This is a genomic window from Nocardia sp. bgisy134, assembly GCF_965341865.1.
Classification (GTDB): domain Bacteria; phylum Actinomycetota; class Actinomycetes; order Mycobacteriales; family Mycobacteriaceae; genus Nocardia.
This window is the reverse complement of sequence record NZ_CBDQZP010000029.1, coordinates 56306-74714: the sequence shown is the minus strand read 5'-3', so window position 1 is coordinate 74714 and position 18409 is coordinate 56306. Positions and strand designations below refer to the sequence as shown.

Below are 18409 nucleotides of genomic sequence, written 5' to 3'. Positions count from 1 at the left end.
CTTAACCCCGATCAATCGGTGAGGCAACTTTTACAGCTTAGCGCGGCCAGTAACCCGAAACCAAATCGGGGTCCCAATCGAGCTAGTGTGACCGTCAGGCGCTCCTCGTACTACCTCGTTTCCCGGTCCGCGCCCAGCCTCTCGGCTTGGCGTCTCGGCTCCGGGTCGGTGTCCGTGTCGCTCTGACTTGAATAAAGTTACGTGTCTGCGTTCACGATGTCAAATCGCCTGGTCAATACGGGTTTTCGACGACCGGAGATCAACACCGCCTGCGGACAAGATCGTTCTGGACCGCGGACAAGATCAATCCGGCGCCCCGACCCGCTCCACCAAACCGCCCAATGCCTGCAGCTGCTCTACGAAATTGGGGTAACCGCGGTCGATATGGAAGACGTCGTGCACCTCGGTGGTGCCGTCGGCGACCAGACCCGCGAGCACCAGACCCGCGCCGGCCCGAATATCCGACGACCACACCGGCGCGCTGGAAAGCCGCGGAATACCGCGCACCACCGCGTGGTGACCGTCGGTGCGGGCGTCGGCGCCCAGCCGGATCATCTCCTCCACGAAACGGAACCGCGCCTCGAAGATGTTCTCGGTGATCATCGACGTGCCGTCCGCGATGGCGGCAAGGCCGATGGCCATCGGCTGCAAATCGGTCGGGAAACCGGGGAAAGGCAGGGTCGAGAAGTTCACCGCGCGCGGACGCTCCGGCTGTACGACACGGAAGCCGTCCAGGTCGAAGGAGATTCGCGCGCCGGCCGAACGCAGCTTGTCCAGCACCAGTGAAAGGTGCTTCGGGTTCACGCCGGTGACGCGCACGTCGCCCATCGTCATGGACGCGGCGATCCCCCACGTCGCGGCGACGATGCGGTCGCCGATCACCCGGTGATCGGTCGGGCGCAGCCGCTTCACGCCTTGGATGGTGAGCACCGAGGTACCCGCGCCGCTGATCCGGGCGCCCATCTGCACCAGCATGTTGCACAGGTCGACGATGTCGGGCTCGCGCGCCGCGTTGTCGATGACCGTCTCGCCCTCGGCCAGCACCGCGGCCATGAGGATGTTCTCGGTGGCGCCGACCGAGGGGAAGTCCAGCCGGATCCGCGCGCCCTGCAGTTCGTCGGCGCGCGCGACGACGCAGCCGTGCTCGATCTCGCTCGTCGCGCCGAGCAGGCGCAGGCCTGCCTGGTGCATGTCGAGCGGACGGGAACCGATCGCGTCGCCGCCGGGCAGCGCGACCACCGCGCGCTTGCATCTGGCCATCAGCGGACCGAGCACGCACACCGAGGCGCGGAACTGCGTCACGGCGGGGAAGTCCGCGTGGTACTTCGGTTCCGCGGGCGTGGTGATGGTGACCACCGAACGGTCGCCAGGTGCGTCGTCCGAGATGACGACCTCGCACCCCAGCCCGCGCAGCACCTCGGCCATCAGCGGCACATCGAGAATGTCGGGGCAGTTCGTGATCGTCGACGTGCCCTCGGCAAGCAGGGCTGCGGCCATCAGCTTGAGGACGCTGTTCTTAGCGCCTCCTACCGCGACCTCGCCGACGAGCCGATTGCCCCCGGTGACCAGAAACCGTTCGCTCACACTGGGTAGCTTATCCACCGTCGACGATGCGCACGCGCGTGTACGCGATCCCGGTGTGCTCCGACACGATCCGAAGGGGCGATATCCCGGCTATTTCTTGCCGCCACCGGGCTGCCACAGAATGTCGCCCTCGGGATTGGTGTACCGGCTCAGGATGAAGAGCAGGTCCGAGAGCCGATTGAGGTACTTCGCCGGGAGAACGCTGGTGTCCTCGGGATGCGCCGCGACGGCCGCCCACGCGGAGCGTTCGGCGCGCCGGGCCACGGTGCGCGCGGTGTGCAGCAGCGCGGCGAGCGGAGTGCCGCCCGGCAGAATGAACGAATTCAGCGGCGCCAGTTCGGCATTGAACTCGTCACACCAGCCTTCCAGCCGGTCGATGTAGTCCTGGGTGATGCGCAGCGGCGGATACTTGGGTTCGGCCACCACGGGGGTGGAGAGGTCGGCGCCCGCGTCGAACAGATCGTTCTGGAGCTGGCGCAGCACCGTCAGAAGGTGCTCGTCCGGCGCGCCGAGGGCGATCGCGACCCCGATGGCCGCATTGGCTTCGTCGCAGTCCGCGTAGGCGACCAGGCGGGAATCGGTCTTCGACACACGCGAGAAATCGCTGAGCCCGGTGGTTCCGTCGTCACCGGTCCTGGTGTAGATCCGCGTCAGATGAACACTCACGACGCGTCCTCGCTGACGCTCGGCCACGTCGCGCGCGTTGGCACGCTGTGTCGATGAATCACTCGCTGACGCTCGCTCATGCGATTCTCCGCTCGCTATAGACCAGGCATACGGCGGGTGCGGTCCGACGGGCGGGATTCCACCCAGGACAGGAAGGCCGCGCGGGCGCCGCGGTCGAGCGCGAGTTCGTAGTTGCCCTCGGCGTCGGCCACCTCGGTGACGATGATTTCGTCGGTCATGATGTCGTATTCGTCGCCGCGGGGTCCGCGACGGTCACCGACCTCGATGCCACGGCGCCGAATGGTGGCGTCCGGGCCCAGCTTGAGACTGGTGAGTTTGAAGAAGACGAGACGGTCCTCGTCGTAGCGAATGAGACCGTGCCGCCAGCCCTGGCCGCCGTTCGCGGGCAGCACACGCAGGATCGCGGCGGTCCCGCCGCGGCGCAGCATGATCAGTCGGTAGACGGAGATCAACGCCAATGCGACCAGCAGCAGCACCAGAATGATCAAGACAACCATCCCGGTTTGCAATGCTGTCCGTCCTTTCGCTCGGCATCCGCGTCACGAACCGCGGCGGATACCCATCCGTTGCGACATTCAAACACGAGTCTACAAACGGGTGAGCACCTGGGGCTGAATACCATTGTCGGCGGCGAAGATACCTTCGCCGCCGACAATGGGGATGTACACGACCCGTCAGGGTCTTCAGGCGTTCGCGACCTGCTCCACCGCGCGCACACGGGCCTGCGCCGCGCGCTGCTGTTCCTCGGTGGCGGACGTGTCGGCCAGCACCTTGCGTGCCTCCTCGACGTCCACCTCACCGGCGAACTCGGCGGACTCGGCCAGGACCCGCACCGTGGTGGCGGTGACCGAGAAGAAACCGCCGTGCACGGCGGCAACGATCCGCTCGCCATCGGTGGACACGATGTTCACGGTGCCGCCCTCGACCAGCTGGCCGAGGAGCGGCTCGTGGCCCGGCATGATGCCGATCTGGCCCTCGGTGGTCTGCGCGCTGACGAACGACGCCTGTCCGGACCAGAGCAGTCGCTCTACGGCGACGAGATCGACTGACATTTCTGCCATCGGTGACTACTTTCCGGCGATCTTCTTCGCGGCCGCCTCGACGTCGTCGAGACCACCGCAGGAGTTGAACGCCTGCTCCGGGTAGTGGTCGAACTCGCCCTTGCAGACCCGGTCGAAGTCGTCGATGGTCTGCTCCAGCGGCACGACCGAACCCACCTGACCGGTGAACTTCTCGGCCACGATGAAGTTCTGGCCGAGGAACTTCTCCAGACGACGGGCGCGGCCGACGAGGACCTTGTCCTCTTCGGAGAGCTCGTCCATACCGAGGATGGCGATGATGTCCTGCAGTTCCTTGTACTTCTGCAGGATCCGCTTCACCTCGTTGGCCACGGCGAAGTGCCGGTCGCCGACGATCGAGGCCTCCAGGATGCGGGAGGTCGAGGTCAGCGGGTCGACGGCCGGGTAGATGCCCTTCTGCGAGATCGGGCGGGAGAGCTCGGTCGTCGCGTCGAGGTGGGCGAAGGTGGTCGCCGGGGCCGGGTCGGTGTAGTCGTCGGCGGGCACGTAGATGGCCTGCAGCGAGGTGATCGACCGACCACGGGTCGAGGTGATGCGCTCCTGCAGCTCACCCATCTCGTCGGCCAGCGTGGGCTGGTAGCCGACGGCGGAGGGCATACGGCCGAGCAGGGTCGACACCTCGGAACCGGCCTGGGTGAACCGGAAGATGTTGTCGATGAAGAGCAGCACGTCCTGGTGCTGCACGTCGCGGAAGTACTCGGCCATGGTGAGGGCCGAGAGGGCGACGCGCATACGGGTGCCCGGCGGCTCGTCCATCTGACCGAAGACGAGGGCGGTGTCCTGGAGGACGCCCATCTCCTCCATCTCCAGGCGGAGGTCGGTGCCCTCACGGGTGCGCTCACCGACGCCCGCGAACACGGAGGTGCCGGAGAACTCACGCGCGATACGGGTGATCATCTCCTGGATCAGAACGGTCTTGCCGACACCGGCACCACCGAACAGACCGATCTTGCCGCCCTTCACGTACGGGGTCAGCAGGTCGATGACCTTGATGCCGGTCTCGAGGATCTCGGTCTTGCCCTCGAGCTGGTCGAAGCTCGGTGGCTTGCGGTGGATGCCCCACTGCTCGCCGTCGCGGCCGGTGCCCGGCGCGTCGAGGCAGTCGCCGAGGGCGTTGAAGACGTGGCCCTTGACGACGTCACCGACGGGCACCGAGATCGGCTTGCCGGTGTCGGTGACGGTCGCGCCGCGGACCAGGCCGTCGGTCGGCTGCATCGAGATGGTGCGCACGATGTTGTCGCCGAGGTGCTGGGCGACCTCGAGGGTCAGGGTCTTGGCCACCGACGCGAGCTTGATGTCGGCGTTCAGAGCGTTGAAAAGCTCGGGGATCGCGCCACGCGGGAACTCGACGTCCACGACGGGGCCGATGACCCGGACGACGCGGCCTGCGGCGGCGCCGGTCCGGCTCGTGTTGTCTTGAGTGACAGCTGCGGTCATTTGGATTGGTTCTCTTCCTGCGCTTCTAGTCGCGGTCCGAGCTCGACGCCAGCGCGTTCACGCCGCCGACGATTTCGCTGATTTCCTGCGTGATCTGGGCCTGCCGCACCGAGTTCGCCTCGCGCTGAAGCACGCTGGCGAGTTCGTTGGCGTTGTCGGTGGCCGCCTTCATTGCGGTGCGCCGAGCCGCGGACTCGGATGCCGCTGCCTCGAGCAACGACGCGTAGATACGCGTGTTCACGTACTTCGGCAGCAGCGCCGCCAGTAGTACATCAGCGTCGGGCTCGAATTCGTACTGCGCCTGCGGTTCGGCGGTGGGCGAATCGGAGAACGAGTCCGCGCCCATGTCGAAGTTCTCGTCGACGAAGCTCACCTGGATAGGCGCCAGCCGGCGCACCTCCGGGGTCTGCGTCAACATCGACACGAACCGCGTGTACACGATGTGCAGCTCGTCGACGCCCTCGATGTCGCCGGTCCCGTGGGGATGCGGCACCTGGCCTTCCGAGCCCGCCATGAACGCGTCGACCAGGTGGTGGCAGGCCGCCGAGGCGTCGGTGTACTTCGGTTGCTGTGAGAAACCGGTCCACGACGAGACCAGCGGGCGGTTACGGAAGGTGTAGTACGTCAGGCCCTTGTTGCCCATCACGTACAGCACCGGCTCCTTGCCCTCGCCGCGCAGGGTGGTCATCAGCTCTTCGGCGCGCTTGAGCACGTTGGAGTTGTAGCCACCGCACATGCCGCTGTCACTGGTGATCACCAGCACGGCGGCGCGACGCGGGTTGGGGCGCTCGGTCAGCAGCGGGTGGGAGAGGTTCTTCGACGCGCTCGCGAGCTCGGCGAGAACCTTGGTGATCTCCTCCGCGTACGGCTTGGCGGCCGCGACCCTGGCCTGGGCCTTGGAGATTCGCGAGGTCGCGATCAGCTCTTGGGCCTTGGTGATCTTCTTGATCGAATTCACACCACGAATGCGGGAGCGCAATTCACGCAAGCTTGCCACGGTTCACACTCCCTTCATTCGCCAGATTCCAATAGCGCATTGCTCGCCCGATTACTTCTCGACGTGCTTGCGGGTGACGGACAGCGACTCGACCTCTTCGTGGTCCAGCTCGCCCGCCTCCGCCTCGTTCACCACACGGCTGCCGTCGGAGGCGAGGAAGCCCTGCTTGAACTTGTCGGTGGCCGCCTTGATGGCGTCGCCGTTCTCGGCGTCGAGGACCTTGCCGCCCTCGATCGACTTGAACGCGTCGGCCGCGCTGCGGTGCAGGTCCTCGATCAGCTCCACGTTGAAGCGGCGGATGTCGGCGACCGGAACCGAGTCGTAGTAACCGGCGTCGACCAGGAAGATCGACACGATCTGGTCTTCGACCGCGACCGGGGAGTACTGGTCCTGCTTGAGCAGCTCCACCCAGCGGGCGCCGCGCTCGAGCTGCGCCAGCGAGGCGGCGTCGAGGTCGGAGGCGAAGGCGGAGAACGCCTCCAGCTCGCGGTACTGCGCCATTTCCAGACGCAGCGAACCGGCGACCTTCTTCATGCCCTTGGTCTGGGCGGCGCCACCGACACGGGAGACCGAGGTACCGACGTTGATCGCCGGGCGGACACCCTTGTTGAACAGGTCGGACTCGAGGAAGACCTGGCCGTCGGTGATGGAGATGACGTTGGTCGGGATGAACGCCGAGACGTCGTTGGCCTTGGTCTCGATGATCGGCAGACCGGTCATCGAGCCGGCGCCCATCTCGTCGGAGAGCTTGGCGCAACGCTCGAGCAGACGGGAGTGCAGGTAGAAGACGTCACCCGGGTACGCCTCGCGGCCCGGCGGGCGACGCAGCAGCAGCGAGATGGCGCGGTAGGCCTCGGCCTGCTTGGTCAGGTCGTCGAACACGATCAGGACGTGCTTGCCCTGGTACATCCAGTGCTGGCCGATGGCCGAGCCGGTGTAGGGGGCCAGCCACTTGAAGCCGGCGGAGTCGGAGGCCGGGGCCGCGACGATGGTGGTGTACTCCATCGCGCCGTGCTGCTCCAGCGCGGCCTTCACGCCCGCGATGGTGGAACCCTTCTGGCCGATGGCGACGTAGATGCAGCGCATCTGCTTGGTGGGGTCGCCGGACTCCCAGTTGGCCTTCTGGTTCAGGATCGCGTCGATGCAGACGGCGGTCTTGCCGGTCTTGCGGTCGCCGATGATCAGCTGACGCTGGCCGCGGCCGATCGCGGTCAGGGCGTCGATGGCGGTGATGCCGGTGGCCATCGGCTCCTCGACCGGCTGGCGCTCCAGCACGGACGCGGCCTGCAGCTCCAGCACACGACGCTCGTCGGCCTCGATCTCGCCGAGGCCGTCGATCGGCTGACCGAGCGGGTTCACCACGCGGCCGAGGAACTTGTCGCCGACGGGAACCGAGAGCACGTCACCGGTGCGGCGGACCTGCTGGCCCTCTTCGATCTCGGCGAACTCGCCGAGGATGACCGCACCGATCTCGCGGTCCTCGAGGTTCAGCGCCACGCCGAGCACGCCGCCCGGGAACTCGAGCAGCTCGTTGGCCATAGCCGAGGGCAGGCCGCTGACGTGCGCGATGCCGTCGCTGGTGTCGGTGACGACACCGACTTCTTCGATGGACGTCTGGGGGGTGTAGCTCTGGGTGTAGCTCTCGATCGCGCTACGGATCTCGTCGGAGGAGATCGTCAGCTCCGCCATGTTCTTCCTGCTCTCGCTGTAAGGGTCTCGAATGTCGGTGGTTGGCGCCGGGGCCGGCTGAGCCGGGCTACGCCAGTTCGCGGCGCAGCCGCTCCAGTCGGCCGGTGGCGCTGCCGTCGATCACGTCGTCACCGACGCGCACGACCAGCCCGCTCAGCAGGCTCTGGTCGACCTGCACGTGCACCGTGATCGGCTTGCCGTAGATGCGCTGCAGAGAGGCGGCCAGCCGCTCCCGCTGCTGCGGCGTCAGGGCGATCGCGGCACTCACGTGCGCGACGATCTGGTCACGCCGGGCGGCGGCCAGGTCGGACAACTCGTCGAAGGCCACGCCGATGCCGTTGCGCTGCCGGGCCACCGCCTGCTCCGCGAGGGTCACGGTGATGGACTCGGCCTTGCCGGACAGCAGGCCGGCGACCAGCTCGCGCTTGGCCGACGCCGGCTTGCCGCGGTCCGAAAGAGCCTGGTCCAGCTCGGGGTTGTCGGCCACGATGCGGCCGAGCCGGAACAGCTCGTCCTCGACCGCGTCGAGCCTGCCGCTGTCGGCGGCCGACTCCAGCAGAGCCTCCTGCCCGAGCAGCACCAGAGTGTCGACCAGGTCGGAGGTCCGCGACCAGTCCTGGGCCACCGCGGTGGTCAGCACCGCCAGGGTGGCAGGGCTGACCTTGCCGCCGAAGACCCGCTCGCTCAGCTCGGCGCGCACCGAACCGGGCACCGACACGTCCGCGAGCGCAACACGCAGCGAACGCTGGTCGTCCAGAACGGCGACAGCGGCGAACAGTTCCGAGCCCGTCGTGGCGGCAACACTGTCGCTTCCGGTCAGAGCGGCCCGAAGCGCCTCCCGGGACCGGGAGCTGGCCTCGCGGCTCGCTGCGTACATGCTTCTCACTTTCGCTGTATCCAATCTCGTCTGGACGGGACGGCCTGCGTGGTTACGCTCCGCTTCCGCCTCCGGCCGTTGACCCGCTCAGACATGGTTACCTTCCGACCCCGATACCGGCGTCGGTCTCGTCGAGTTCGCTCAGGAACTTCTCGATCGAGGCCGCCTGCTTGGCTTCGTCCGAAACCGACTGACCGATGATCTTCTCGGCCAGGTCGACGGCCGTGCGGCCGACTTCGGAGCGCAGTTCGGTGAGGATCTGCTGGCGCTGGGCTTCCAGCTGGGCGTGGCCCGAGGCCACGATGCGGTCGCTTTCGGCCTGGGCCTCCGAGCGCATCTGCGCAAGGATCTGCTGGCCCTGGGTGCGCGCGTCCTCACGGATGCGCGCGGCCTCGAGGCGGGCGTCGGCCAGCTGCTGCTGATACTGCTGCAGCGTGAGCTGTGCCTCTTCCTGCGCGGCCTCGGCCTTGGCGATACCGCCTTCGATCTTGTCGGCACGCTCGTCGAGCACCTTGGTCAGGCGCGGGATGACGTACTTGTAGAACAGCACCGCGATGATCGCGACGCAGACCACCGACCAGACGATGTCGTACGTTTCGGGGACGAGAGGATTCACATCCTCTCCGCCCTCTGCTGCGAGTACTGCGAACTCGTACATCGGAATCAGAAGATGAAGCCGGCGACGAGGCCGATCAGGGCCAGCGCCTCGGTGAACGCGATACCGAGGAACATGTTGGTACGGATCGTGCCCTGCAGCTCGGGCTGACGGGCGATACCCTCGATCGCCTTACCGACGACGATGCCGACGCCGATGCCCGGGCCGATGGCGGCCAGGCCGTAGCCGACGGCGCCGAGGCCCTTCAGAGTCGACTCGGTGGCAGCTTCCTGGGCCAGGTACGAGAGGCTCATGAGTCTTCTTTCCCTTTCTGTTGCTCACCCGCCGGTTGGCGCGGTGTAGCAGGTCTTCAGTGATTGGTAATGCGGTCAGTGAGAATCTGCGTGCTCGGCGAGGCCGATGTACACGGCGGTCAGCAGCGCGAACACGTAGGCCTGCAGGAAGATGACCAGCATCTCGAACAGCGTGAACCCGAGTCCCGCCAGCAGCGAGAACGGCGAGAACACCTTCATCCACGCGGCGGCGTCGAACAGGAAGAACCAGGTCGCGCTGAAGAACAGCACCAGCATGATGTGGCCGGCCAGCATGTTCGCCATGAGTCGGACGGTCAGCGTGAACGGACGCAGGATGAAGGTCGAGACGAACTCGATCGGAATCAGCAGGACGTGCAGGGCGGGCGGCACGTTCGGCACCACGATGCTGCTGCGCAGGTAGGTGAAGAACCCGTACTTCTTGATGCCCACGTAGTTGAACGCGATGTAGGCGATCGCGGCCAGCACCAGCGGCATGCCGATTCGCGCGTTCGAGGAGATGTTCAATCCCGGAATGATGCCGGAGAAGTTCAGAAAGAGGACCGTGAAGAAGATCGTCGCGATGAGCGGGAAGAACTTGCGTCCGGTTTCCTTGCCGAGGACCTCTTCGGAGATCTGCTCCTTGACGAAGACCAACCCGATTTCGGCGACATTCTGTAGGCCGCGCGGAATGATTCGGGGACTCCGGAATGCCAGCAGCATGACAGCGACCAGCACTGCGGTCATCAGCAGCCGGACCAGCATCAAACGATCGAGTTCGAACGGCGTTCCCTCGAACAGCACAGCTGGAGGGAAGAAGTCGGTTAGCGACGGCGCGTGGAACTCACCCGACGCCAAAGTGGTGACGCTCAGCGTTCTCTCCCGTGTTCGGGCCGCGGGTACGGTCATTCCCGCGGTTCGATCGGACATTGACGATCAATTTGGGTCGACTCAGGTCGGCTCGAAGTTCGTCAGCAGCTGCGCGGCAATACCGCTCGGGCGGCGTCTGTACGTGTGTCGGCGACATCGTCGACATGCAGAACCGGAACCCTCGGAGCCCGGCACGGCAGTAAGCATAGCGGTACTCGGAGGGATCGTGGGGATCCCCCCTCGCTTGGTCGCTTGCTTACCAACACTTTACCAAGTTATCTACGACGCTGTGTAGGGGGGTGAGTCAATCCTGTTCGGGAGCCGGATCCGGGTCGCCCGCGGTGGTCGAGACATACGGAACCTTCTGTCGCAGAACGCCGTACGTCTCCGCGCCGAGCACGATGAGCAGGGAACCGATGACGGTCAGGAACAGCGCCATCCGGTTGTAGAAATCGAACTGGTTCAGCACCGCGACGGCGATGAGCACCAGCAGCACCTTGCCTGCCCAGCTGGCCAGCATGACCAGGCCCGCCGTGCTCGGCGGCAGCTTCGCGCCGAACAGCACCACAGCCGCGGTGGTGAGGATGAACACGCCGCCGATGGCCGCGCCGAGCAGCGCACCCCACAACCCGGGCAGCCCGGCGACAGCGGTCGCGATCGAGGCGCTCAGTACCACCAGTACCGCCAGCCCGATCAGGCCGTAGCGCAGCGCCGACTTCAGCGGCGCGTCGGGACCGGGGACCGGGTTCGGAGTAAAGCTCACGGGTGCGACTTTACTCAGCAGCCTGATGATCGGCCGCAGACTCCCCGCGCCGCAGCCCCGGAATGGCGGTCACCACGAGCGCGAAGACGAGGCCCGCCGCCATCAGCAGAACCACGATTCTGCGGTCCATCAAGGAGGTGCCGACGGCGCCGAATGCAAGCACACCGACCCACAAATAGATCAACAGCACCACGCGCCGGTGGGAATGGCCGATCTGCAGCAAACGGTGATGCAAGTGCATTTTGTCCGGGGTGGAAAAACTCACTCCGGCGCGCACTCTGCGCACGATCGCCAGCAGCAGATCCAGCACCGGAATGAACATCACGGCGCCCACCAACAGCAGCGGCGAAAGCAGACCCACGATGTCGCGCGGACCATAGCCTTGCAGCGGAATTCGGCCCGACGCGCCGGTGGAAACCGAGGCCAGCATCAGGCCGATCAGCATCGATCCGGAGTCGCCCATGAATATCTGCGCCGGCTGGAAATTGTGCGGCAGAAATCCCGCGCACGCACCCGCGAGCGCCGCCGCGAGGAGGGCGGGCGGATAGGTGTTCACGTCGCCGCCCTGCTCGTAGAGCAACCCCACGGAGAACACGAAAACCGCCGCCGCGCAGATGAAGCCGAGCCCCGCCGCGAGGCCATCCAGGCCGTCGACGAAGTTCATGGCGTTGATCAGCGTCACAGCCACCGCCACGGTCACCAGACCGCCCTGCAAGGCGTCCAGCACCACCGTGGAATTGTTGAACGGGTTGTAGATGACGTACCAGCTCAGGCCCATCACGGCCATGACGCCTGCCGCCGTCACCTGTCCCGCGAATTTGGTGAGCGCGTCGAGTCCCCAGCGGTCGTCGACGATGCCGACGATCACGATGATGGTGGCCGCCACCAGCACCGCGGGAATGTCGATCGCGTAGTCGAAGCCGCGGCGCAGCGCGGGCAACTGGTGCGCGAAGAGCACCGCCGCCACTACGCCGATGTACATGCCGACACCGCCCATCCGCGGGATCGGCTTGACGTGCACGTCCCGCTCGCGCGGCACCGCGACCGCGCCGAACGAGATCGCGAGCAGCCGGATGCCGCCGGTGGCGAGGAAGGTCACCGTGGCCGAGATCAACAGGACGAGCAAGAGCTCGCGCAGCGGAACGACCGAGCCGGAGCCGGAAATCATGCGACCTTTCTCCCGCTCACCGCGCGGGGGTGTTGGTCAGCTCGTCCGGCGACATGCCGAGCACCTCGGCGATCTCGGCCACCGGGACCGCGCCCTCGCGCAGCACGCGCGGCTGGTCCGCGGTGAGATCCACGATGGTGGAGGCGACCGCGTGCGCGGCGGGGCCGCCGTCGAGGTACACGCCGACCAGGCTGCCGAGCTGCTCACGCGCTTCGGCGGCGGTCTTCGCCGGCGGTTGACCGGAGACGTTGGCGCTGGACACGGCCAGCGGGCCCACCTCGCGCAGCAGATCGAGCGCGACGGGGTGCAGCGGCATCCGCAGCATCACCGTGCCGCGCGTGTCACCGAGATCCCACGCCAGCGAAGGCGCTTGCTGCACAACGAGACTCAGACCACCCGGCCAGAACGCACGGATCAGCTCGCGCGCCTGCGGGCGCACCGAGAAGACCAGTCCGTCGATGGTGTGCCACGACCCGACCAGCACCGGCACCGGCATGTCCCTGCCGCGGCGCTTGGCCGCCAGCAGCTCGCTCACCGCGGTGGCATCGAAAGCGTCGGCCGCCAAGCCGTACAACGTGTCGGTGGGCATCACCACCAGCCGCCCGGATTTCAAGGCGCTGGTCGCGGCGGACAGTCCGGCGGCGCGCGAGTCGGGATCCGCGCAGTCGTAGACGGTACTCACGGCCCCCATCCTGGCACATGGGGCAGGTGGGGCATCAGGTGCGGGTGGCGACGACGAAGCGGGGTTTGCCTGCAAGGTCGGGGTGTTCGACGACGTCGGCGAAATCGCCGGTGTCCGCGAGGAGCGTGGCGAGGGCGGAGCCGTTGGTGTCGTCGTGCTCGATGGCGGTCGCGCCGCCCGGACGCAGCAGGCGAGTGATGTTGGGCACCATCCGCCGGACGACGTCCAACCCGTCGGGACCACCGAACAGCGCCAGGTGCGGGTCGTGGTCGGCGACCTCGGGGTCGAGCACCGCGCCTTCGGGGATGTAGGGCGGGTTGGACAGCAGCAGGTCGACGCGGCCGTTCAGCTCGGTGAGCAGGTCCGGATCGGTGACATCGTCGGCGTAGAGGGTGATCGGGGTGTCGCCGTCGGCGATCCGGTCGTCGGCATTGCGGCGAGCCCATTGCAGGGCTGCGGGATCGATCTCGATCGCGTGCACCTGTGCGTCGGGCCGCGCGTGCGCCACCGCCAGCGCGAGCGCTCCCGAACCCGCGCAGAAATCGATGACGATCGGCTGATGATCGTGCGGCAGCGCTTCCAAATACGCCAGCGCCCAAGCGAAGAGCAACTCGGTCTCCGGCCGCGGCACGAAGACGCCAGGGCCGACCGCGAGATCGATCTCCCCCATCGGCGCGACGCCGGTCAGATGCTGCAACGGAATGCGCTGGGCGCGCCGGTCGACCAGCGCGCGATAGTCCGCGACGAGCACCGGATCCACCAGCGGCACCAAGGCCAAACGAGTCCGCTCGACCCCGAGCAGATGCGCGGCGAGCTGCTCGGCATCCGCCCGCGGACTCGGCACACCCGCGGCCTGCAATTGTTCGACGGCTTCATTGATCACTGAACGCAGAGACACGCGACCCACCACCCCACTCTCGCCGATTTCGGATGCGCCCATTGTTCACTTCCCGGAATCGGTACTTCGGACGCCACACAGAGCCGGTACGGAACTGTGTGCGGCTTATTCGGCCGCCATGCGGGCCTCGCGGTCGGCCTTGCCGAGTGCGTCGAGGAGGGCGTCGAGGTCGCCGTCGAGGACCGCGTCGAGGTTGTGGGATTTGAAGCCGATGCGGTGATCGGTGATCCGATTCTCCGGGAAGTTGTAGGTGCGGATGCGTTCGGAACGGTCCACGGTGCGGATCTGGCTGGCGCGACCGGCCGCGGCCTCCTGGTCGGCCTGCTCCTCGGCGAGCGCCTGGAGGCGCGCCGCGAGCACCTGCATGGCGCGGGCCTTGTTCTGCAGCTGGGAGCGTTCGTTCTGGCAGGTCACGACGATGCCGGAGGGCAGGTGCGTGATGCGAACGGCCGAGTCGGTGGTGTTCACGCCCTGGCCACCCTTGCCGGACGAGCGATAGACGTCGACGCGCAGATCGGACTCGTCGATCTGCACCTCCTCGACCTCGTCGGGCTCCGGGTAGATGAGCACGCCCGCGGCCGAGGTGTGGATGCGTCCCTGCGATTCGGTCACCGGTACGCGCTGCACCCGGTGCACGCCGCCCTCGAACTTGAACCGGGACCACACGCCGTCGCGCACCGCGTCGCGGCTCTTGATGGACAGCGTGGCGTCCTTGTATCCGCCGAGGTCGGAGACGGTGGCGCCGAGCACCTCGACCTTCCAGCCGTGCCGCTCGGCGTAACGGATGTACATGCGGGCCAGGTCCGCGGCGAACAGCGCGGACTCCTCGCCGCCCTCGCCGGACTTCACCTCGAGCACGACGTCGTCGCCGTCGTGCGGGTCGCGCGGGGCGAGCAGGTCGGCCAGCGCCTGTTCGAGTTCTTCCACCTCGCGCCGCAGATCGGGGATCTCGGCGGCGAAGGCTGGGTCGTCATCGGCCAGTTCCTGCGCGGCGGCCAGATCGTCCTGCGCGGTCTTCAGCTTGTTGTAGGTGCCCATGATCGGGGCCAGTTCGGCGAATCGCTTGCCCACGCGGCGCGCGGCGCCCGGATCGTTGTGCAGCGCCGGATCGGCCAGCTGCGTTTCCAGTCCCGCGTGCTCGGCCAGAATGTCGTCGATCGCGGACGGCTGCGTCATGATGCTTCCTTCTCTCGGTTCCCGGGCGGCGCCGGGTCGGCATTTCTCGTCATCCGGCGCTGACGCACCGGGGCCAACAAATGCGCCGACGCCCGGCCTGCAATGCAGAACCGGGCGTCGGCGAGGAAGCTAGTTGGCGTCGGCCTTCTTGCCCGCACGCTTGCCGTAGCGCGCCTCGAAGCGAGCCACGCGACCACCGGTGTCCAGGATCTTCTGCTTGCCGGTGTAGAAGGGGTGGCACTGCGAGCAGACCTCGACGGTGATGTGTCCCGACTCCTTGGTGCTGCGGGTCTGGAACGTGTTGCCGCAACCACAGACCACCGTGGTGTCGACATACGTCGGGTGGATTCCTGCCTTCATGGATGGTGTCCTCTCGATAGTGGTCGCCGGGTCGCCACGGGGACGTGAACCGGAACCGCTGGTTCCAAACTCTGCTTCGCAGAGGTCGGCGGGATTGTCTGCAGGACGCAGACGCACAGCGGTCCAGTATGCCAGAACCGCTACTACGCACCCAAAACACATCAGGCAACCATTTTGTTCCCTGTTTCGTGTATCTAAGACAACCCGTTGAAATATTGACTGAACGCCCTGCGCTCACGACCACGAGCCCAGCGCCACGCGCTCAACAAACCCAGCGCCACGCGCTCAACAAACCCAGCGCCACGCGCTCAACAAACCCAGCGCCACGCGCTCAACGAACCCAGCGCAACGCGCTCACGACGACGCGGAACGCATCGCACTCACGGCCACCAGCCGGACGCGCCGCGCGCAACACACGAGCGGAAAACGCACACGAACCACGAGCCGATCGCATGTGCACAACAGCAGCAATACCCAACCCGCCCACCCGCGTACTCACCCCGAGGGCGAGGCCGACGAGCCCGTTCACGGCCCGTCCATGGGGCCGCGCAGCCGCGCGCACCGGCGCGTCGACGACACGGCACCCAGAAAGTCTGGGCACGCGGACTCTCCGCCCTTACGGAACTCTCAAGTCGAGTAGTCGGCTACTCGGGAAGGCGAACAGCACTGTTCATAGAGTTCGTAGGTATCGAGTTCCTGCTGCACACCGGCGTGCCGAGACAGAAAGGAGAACGCTATGAACAGCCGAGTCGCGCTCGCGGTCTTCGTTCTGTTGATTCTCACTGTCGCGGTGGGCTGGTTTGCGACGCCCGAGCCCACGCAGACCGCCGTCTACGCACCCGCCGATACGGTCGCCTACTACGAGCGATCCCCCGGGTCGGCAGGCGCTTCGGGTCCTGCGACGGCGCTGTTCCTCGCCTGCATGATCGTCGGCGCGGCCGCCATCGGCCTGATCTTCTTCCGTCCGTACGCGCCGAAGGGGCTCCGCGAAAGCGAAGCCCCTTCGGAGGCACGACGACTCGTACCGCTACTCGTCCAGCGCGCCCGGCGCGGTCTTGCTGACCTGCATCAGGAACTCGAGGTTGTTCTTGGACTTCCTCAGTCGGTCGATCAGCAGATCGATCGCCTGGTGCGAGTCCAAGCCCGAAAGCACGCGGCGCAACTTGTGCAGCACCGCCGCCTCGTCTGGGCTCAGCAGTAGCTCGTCCTTGCGGGTACCGGACGGGTTGACGTCCACCGCGGGGAACACGCGCCGTTCCGCGATCTTGCGGTCCAGCTTGAGCTCCGCGTTACCGGTGCCCTTGAACTCCTCGAAGATCACCGTGTCACCGGTCGAACCGGTCTCCACCATGGCGGTGGCGATGATCGTCAGCGAGCCGCCGTTCTCGATGTTGCGCGCCGCGCCGAGGAACCGCTTGGGCGGGTACAGCGCGGTCGAGTCGACACCACCGGAGAGGATGCGGCCCGAAGCGGGCGACGAGTTGTTGTACGCGCGGCCCAGTCGGGTGATCGAGTCCAGCAGCACCACAACGTCTTTGCCCGCCTCGACCAGCCGCTTGGCCCGCTCGATGGCCAGCTCGGCGACCGAGGTGTGATCGCTCGGCGGACGGTCGAAGGTCGAGGCGATGACCTCGCCCTTCACCGAACGCTGCATGTCGGTGACCTCTTCGGGACGCTCGTCGACCAGCACCACCATCAGGTAAACCTCGGGGTTGTTGGTCGCGATCGCGTTCGCGATGTCCTGCATGATCGTGGTCTTACCGGCCTTCGGCGGGGACACGATCAGCGCGCGCTGGCCCTTGCCGATCGGCATGATCAGATCGATCACGCGGGTCGTCAGCTTGTTCTGCTGAGTCTCCAGCCGCAGCCGCTGGTTCGGGTACAGCGGGGTCAGCTTGCTGAACTCGGGCCGCCTCTTGGCCACCTCGACGTCGCCGCCGTTGACGGTGTCCAGCCGCACCAGCGGGTCGAACTTCTGCCGCTGGTTGGCCTGCTCGCCGTCGCGCGGGGCCCGCACGGCGCCGGTGATCGCGTCGCCGCGCCGCAGGCCGTTCTTGCGGACCAGGTTCATCGAGACGTAGACGTCGTTCGGTCCGGCCAGGTAGCCCGAGGTGCGGACGAACGCGTAGTTGTCCAGCACGTCCAGGATGCCCGCGACCGGCTGTAGGACGTCGTCCTCGCGGATCTCGAGCTCGCGGGTCTCCCCGGCGCCGCCCTCGCGATCGCGCCCGCGGCGACGCTCGCGGAACCGGCGACCCCGGCGACCGCGGCCGCCTTCCTCGTCGTCGCCACCGCGACCGCCTTCACCACGGCCACCGTCACCACGGCCGCCTTCGCCACGGCCACCGTCACCACGGCCGCCTGCGCCCTGACCGCGCTGCTCGCCGTTCTGGCTGCGGTCGCCCTGGCCACGCTCGCCCTGACCGCGGTCGCGGCGACGTTCGCCCTGTTCGGCGTCCGTCTTCTGCTCGTCACCACGCGCCTCGGCGGTCTCACCGCCGGAACGCGCCTGGTCACGGCCGCGACGCTGCCGGCCACGCCCGCGCTGGCCACCGTCGCGGCCGGACTCTTCGCTGGTCTCGGCGGGGGCGGCGGCTTCGGTCGGCGCGGACTCGGCCTTCTCGGACTTCGACGGAGCGGAATCGGCGGGAGCCTCGGGCGCGGGCGCGGCGGCCTTCTCGGCGGGCGCGGCTTCCTTCGCCTTGCTCTCCTTGGCGGTCTCCTTGGCCGGAGCCTTCTCCTTGGCCGGCGCGGGCGTCACGTCGAGGGCCGCCTGCTCGGCCTTCCCGGCGCGCGCGGGCTTCTCCGACTTGGCGGGTTTACCGGCCTGGTTCTCCTTGATGGCGGCGATCAAATCACCCTTGCGCATTCCGGAGGTGCCTCGGATACCGAGTTCTCCCGCCAGCGCGCGCAACTGCGGCAACAACATTCCAGTCAGCCCCGATCGTGCGACGTCGGTTTGTTCGCTCATCTTCGAAATCTGTCCGGATTCACTTTCGCGGGCCCCCGAGGAACTTGGGTTGGATTCCACCCCGGGTGTCGCGAGCAGGTCCGTATCTGTCACGGAAATCCTTTCCTTCCCTCGACCGCCGTGTGCTGTTTCGAGGGTTCGTCCCGCAGTCCGGGCACTCTGCCGGACTCGGTATTGCCGTATCGCCTGCCCCGCCGGACCGGAGGCTTCGCCACCGGGTGTGAAAGGTGGGAGAGATCATTCCAGTTGCGCAGCTACGCAGTAC

18 protein-coding genes are annotated in these 18409 nt (G+C 66.9%); all 18 read right to left on the bottom strand.

Annotated features, from left to right (window positions below; all coding sequences use genetic code 11):
- Positions 1-303 precede the first annotated feature (303 nt).
- The 18 genes from murA to rho all read right to left on the bottom strand — a co-directional run bounded on the left by murA (position 304) and on the right by rho (position 18237).
- A complete protein-coding gene (gene murA / locus ACRWNM_RS34165; RefSeq protein WP_141807119.1) occupies positions 304-1584 on the bottom strand; it encodes a UDP-N-acetylglucosamine 1-carboxyvinyltransferase in 1281 nt (426 codons plus the stop codon).
- Between the two features lie 90 nt (positions 1585-1674).
- Entirely contained in the window at positions 1675-2250 is a 576-nt protein-coding gene (locus tag ACRWNM_RS34160) for a cob(I)yrinic acid a,c-diamide adenosyltransferase (protein ID WP_431972296.1), read from the bottom strand.
- A gap of 95 nt (positions 2251-2345) precedes the next feature.
- Complete coding sequence (locus ACRWNM_RS34155) at positions 2346-2768, bottom strand: DUF2550 domain-containing protein (RefSeq protein WP_431972295.1); 423 nt, start codon at positions 2766-2768, stop codon at positions 2346-2348.
- Between the two features lie 186 nt (positions 2769-2954).
- Positions 2955-3332 (bottom strand): F0F1 ATP synthase subunit epsilon, encoded by a 378-nt coding sequence (locus ACRWNM_RS34150; RefSeq protein ID WP_431972294.1) that lies wholly within the window; start codon positions 3330-3332, stop codon positions 2955-2957.
- A 6-nt stretch (positions 3333-3338) separates the two neighbouring features.
- Positions 3339-4787, bottom strand: a complete 1449-nt coding sequence (atpD, locus tag ACRWNM_RS34145) for a F0F1 ATP synthase subunit beta (protein WP_357407918.1) — start codon at positions 4785-4787, stop codon at positions 3339-3341.
- 25 nt (positions 4788-4812) lie between these two features.
- Complete coding sequence (locus ACRWNM_RS34140) at positions 4813-5784, bottom strand: F0F1 ATP synthase subunit gamma (RefSeq protein ID WP_431972293.1); 972 nt, start codon at positions 5782-5784, stop codon at positions 4813-4815.
- Between the two features lie 51 nt (positions 5785-5835).
- Positions 5836-7473 carry a F0F1 ATP synthase subunit alpha gene (atpA, locus tag ACRWNM_RS34135; protein WP_431972292.1) on the bottom strand — a complete coding sequence of 546 codons (1638 nt, stop codon included), beginning with the start codon at positions 7471-7473 and terminating at the stop codon, positions 5836-5838.
- A 67-nt stretch (positions 7474-7540) separates the two neighbouring features.
- The gene (locus tag ACRWNM_RS34130) at positions 7541-8350 is read right to left on the bottom strand and encodes a F0F1 ATP synthase subunit delta (RefSeq protein ID WP_431972291.1); all 810 of its coding nucleotides are present in this window, start codon (positions 8348-8350) and stop codon (positions 7541-7543) included.
- A gap of 97 nt (positions 8351-8447) precedes the next feature.
- Entirely contained in the window at positions 8448-9008 is a 561-nt protein-coding gene (locus tag ACRWNM_RS34125) for a F0F1 ATP synthase subunit B (RefSeq protein WP_431972290.1), read from the bottom strand.
- A 5-nt stretch (positions 9009-9013) separates the two neighbouring features.
- On the bottom strand, positions 9014-9259 hold the full coding sequence (locus ACRWNM_RS34120; RefSeq protein ID WP_067844703.1) for an ATP synthase F0 subunit C: 246 nt from the start codon (positions 9257-9259) through the stop codon (positions 9014-9016).
- 75 nt (positions 9260-9334) lie between these two features.
- Positions 9335-10186, bottom strand: a complete 852-nt coding sequence (gene atpB / locus ACRWNM_RS34115; RefSeq protein ID WP_431972289.1) for a F0F1 ATP synthase subunit A — start codon at positions 10184-10186, stop codon at positions 9335-9337.
- Positions 10187-10430: 244 nt separating this feature from the next.
- On the bottom strand, positions 10431-10889 hold the full coding sequence (locus ACRWNM_RS34110) for a hypothetical protein (protein ID WP_431972288.1): 459 nt from the start codon (positions 10887-10889) through the stop codon (positions 10431-10433).
- A 10-nt stretch (positions 10890-10899) separates the two neighbouring features.
- Positions 10900-12057 carry a glycosyltransferase family 4 protein gene (locus ACRWNM_RS34105; RefSeq protein ID WP_431972287.1) on the bottom strand — a complete coding sequence of 386 codons (1158 nt, stop codon included), beginning with the start codon at positions 12055-12057 and terminating at the stop codon, positions 10900-10902.
- Between the two features lie 16 nt (positions 12058-12073).
- Positions 12074-12739, bottom strand: coding sequence for an L-threonylcarbamoyladenylate synthase (locus ACRWNM_RS34100; protein WP_431972286.1), 666 nt, complete (start codon positions 12737-12739; stop codon positions 12074-12076).
- A gap of 34 nt (positions 12740-12773) precedes the next feature.
- Positions 12774-13646, bottom strand: coding sequence for a peptide chain release factor N(5)-glutamine methyltransferase (gene prmC / locus ACRWNM_RS34095; protein WP_431972285.1), 873 nt, complete (start codon positions 13644-13646; stop codon positions 12774-12776).
- A 96-nt stretch (positions 13647-13742) separates the two neighbouring features.
- Complete coding sequence (prfA, locus tag ACRWNM_RS34090; protein ID WP_431972284.1) at positions 13743-14813, bottom strand: peptide chain release factor 1; 1071 nt, start codon at positions 14811-14813, stop codon at positions 13743-13745.
- 129 nt (positions 14814-14942) lie between these two features.
- Positions 14943-15173, bottom strand: a complete 231-nt coding sequence (rpmE, locus tag ACRWNM_RS34085; protein ID WP_431972283.1) for a 50S ribosomal protein L31 — start codon at positions 15171-15173, stop codon at positions 14943-14945.
- Positions 15174-16200: 1027 nt separating this feature from the next.
- Complete coding sequence (gene rho / locus ACRWNM_RS34080) at positions 16201-18237, bottom strand: transcription termination factor Rho (RefSeq protein WP_431972282.1); 2037 nt, start codon at positions 18235-18237, stop codon at positions 16201-16203.
- Positions 18238-18409: the final 172 nt, after the last annotated feature.

Coding starts and splice junctions, on each gene's coding strand:
- ACRWNM_RS34155 (WP_431972295.1), bottom strand. CDS start 2,768: ATGGTTGTCTTGATCATTCTGGTGCTGCTGCTGGTCGCATTGGCGTTG.
- ACRWNM_RS34150 (WP_431972294.1), bottom strand. CDS start 3,332: ATGGCAGAAATGTCAGTCGATCTCGTCGCCGTAGAGCGACTGCTCTGG.
- atpD (WP_357407918.1), bottom strand. CDS start 4,787: ATGACCGCAGCTGTCACTCAAGACAACACGAGCCGGACCGGCGCCGCC.
- atpA (WP_431972292.1), bottom strand. CDS start 7,473: ATGGCGGAGCTGACGATCTCCTCCGACGAGATCCGTAGCGCGATCGAG.
- ACRWNM_RS34130 (WP_431972291.1), bottom strand. CDS start 8,350: ATGTACGCAGCGAGCCGCGAGGCCAGCTCCCGGTCCCGGGAGGCGCTT.
- ACRWNM_RS34125 (WP_431972290.1), bottom strand. CDS start 9,008: ATGTACGAGTTCGCAGTACTCGCAGCAGAGGGCGGAGAGGATGTGAAT.
- ACRWNM_RS34120 (WP_067844703.1), bottom strand. CDS start 9,259: ATGAGCCTCTCGTACCTGGCCCAGGAAGCTGCCACCGAGTCGACTCTG.
- atpB (WP_431972289.1), bottom strand. CDS start 10,186: ATGTCCGATCGAACCGCGGGAATGACCGTACCCGCGGCCCGAACACGG.
- ACRWNM_RS34105 (WP_431972287.1), bottom strand. CDS start 12,057: ATGATTTCCGGCTCCGGCTCGGTCGTTCCGCTGCGCGAGCTCTTGCTC.
- prfA (WP_431972284.1), bottom strand. CDS start 14,813: ATGACGCAGCCGTCCGCGATCGACGACATTCTGGCCGAGCACGCGGGA.
- rpmE (WP_431972283.1), bottom strand. CDS start 15,173: ATGAAGGCAGGAATCCACCCGACGTATGTCGACACCACGGTGGTCTGT.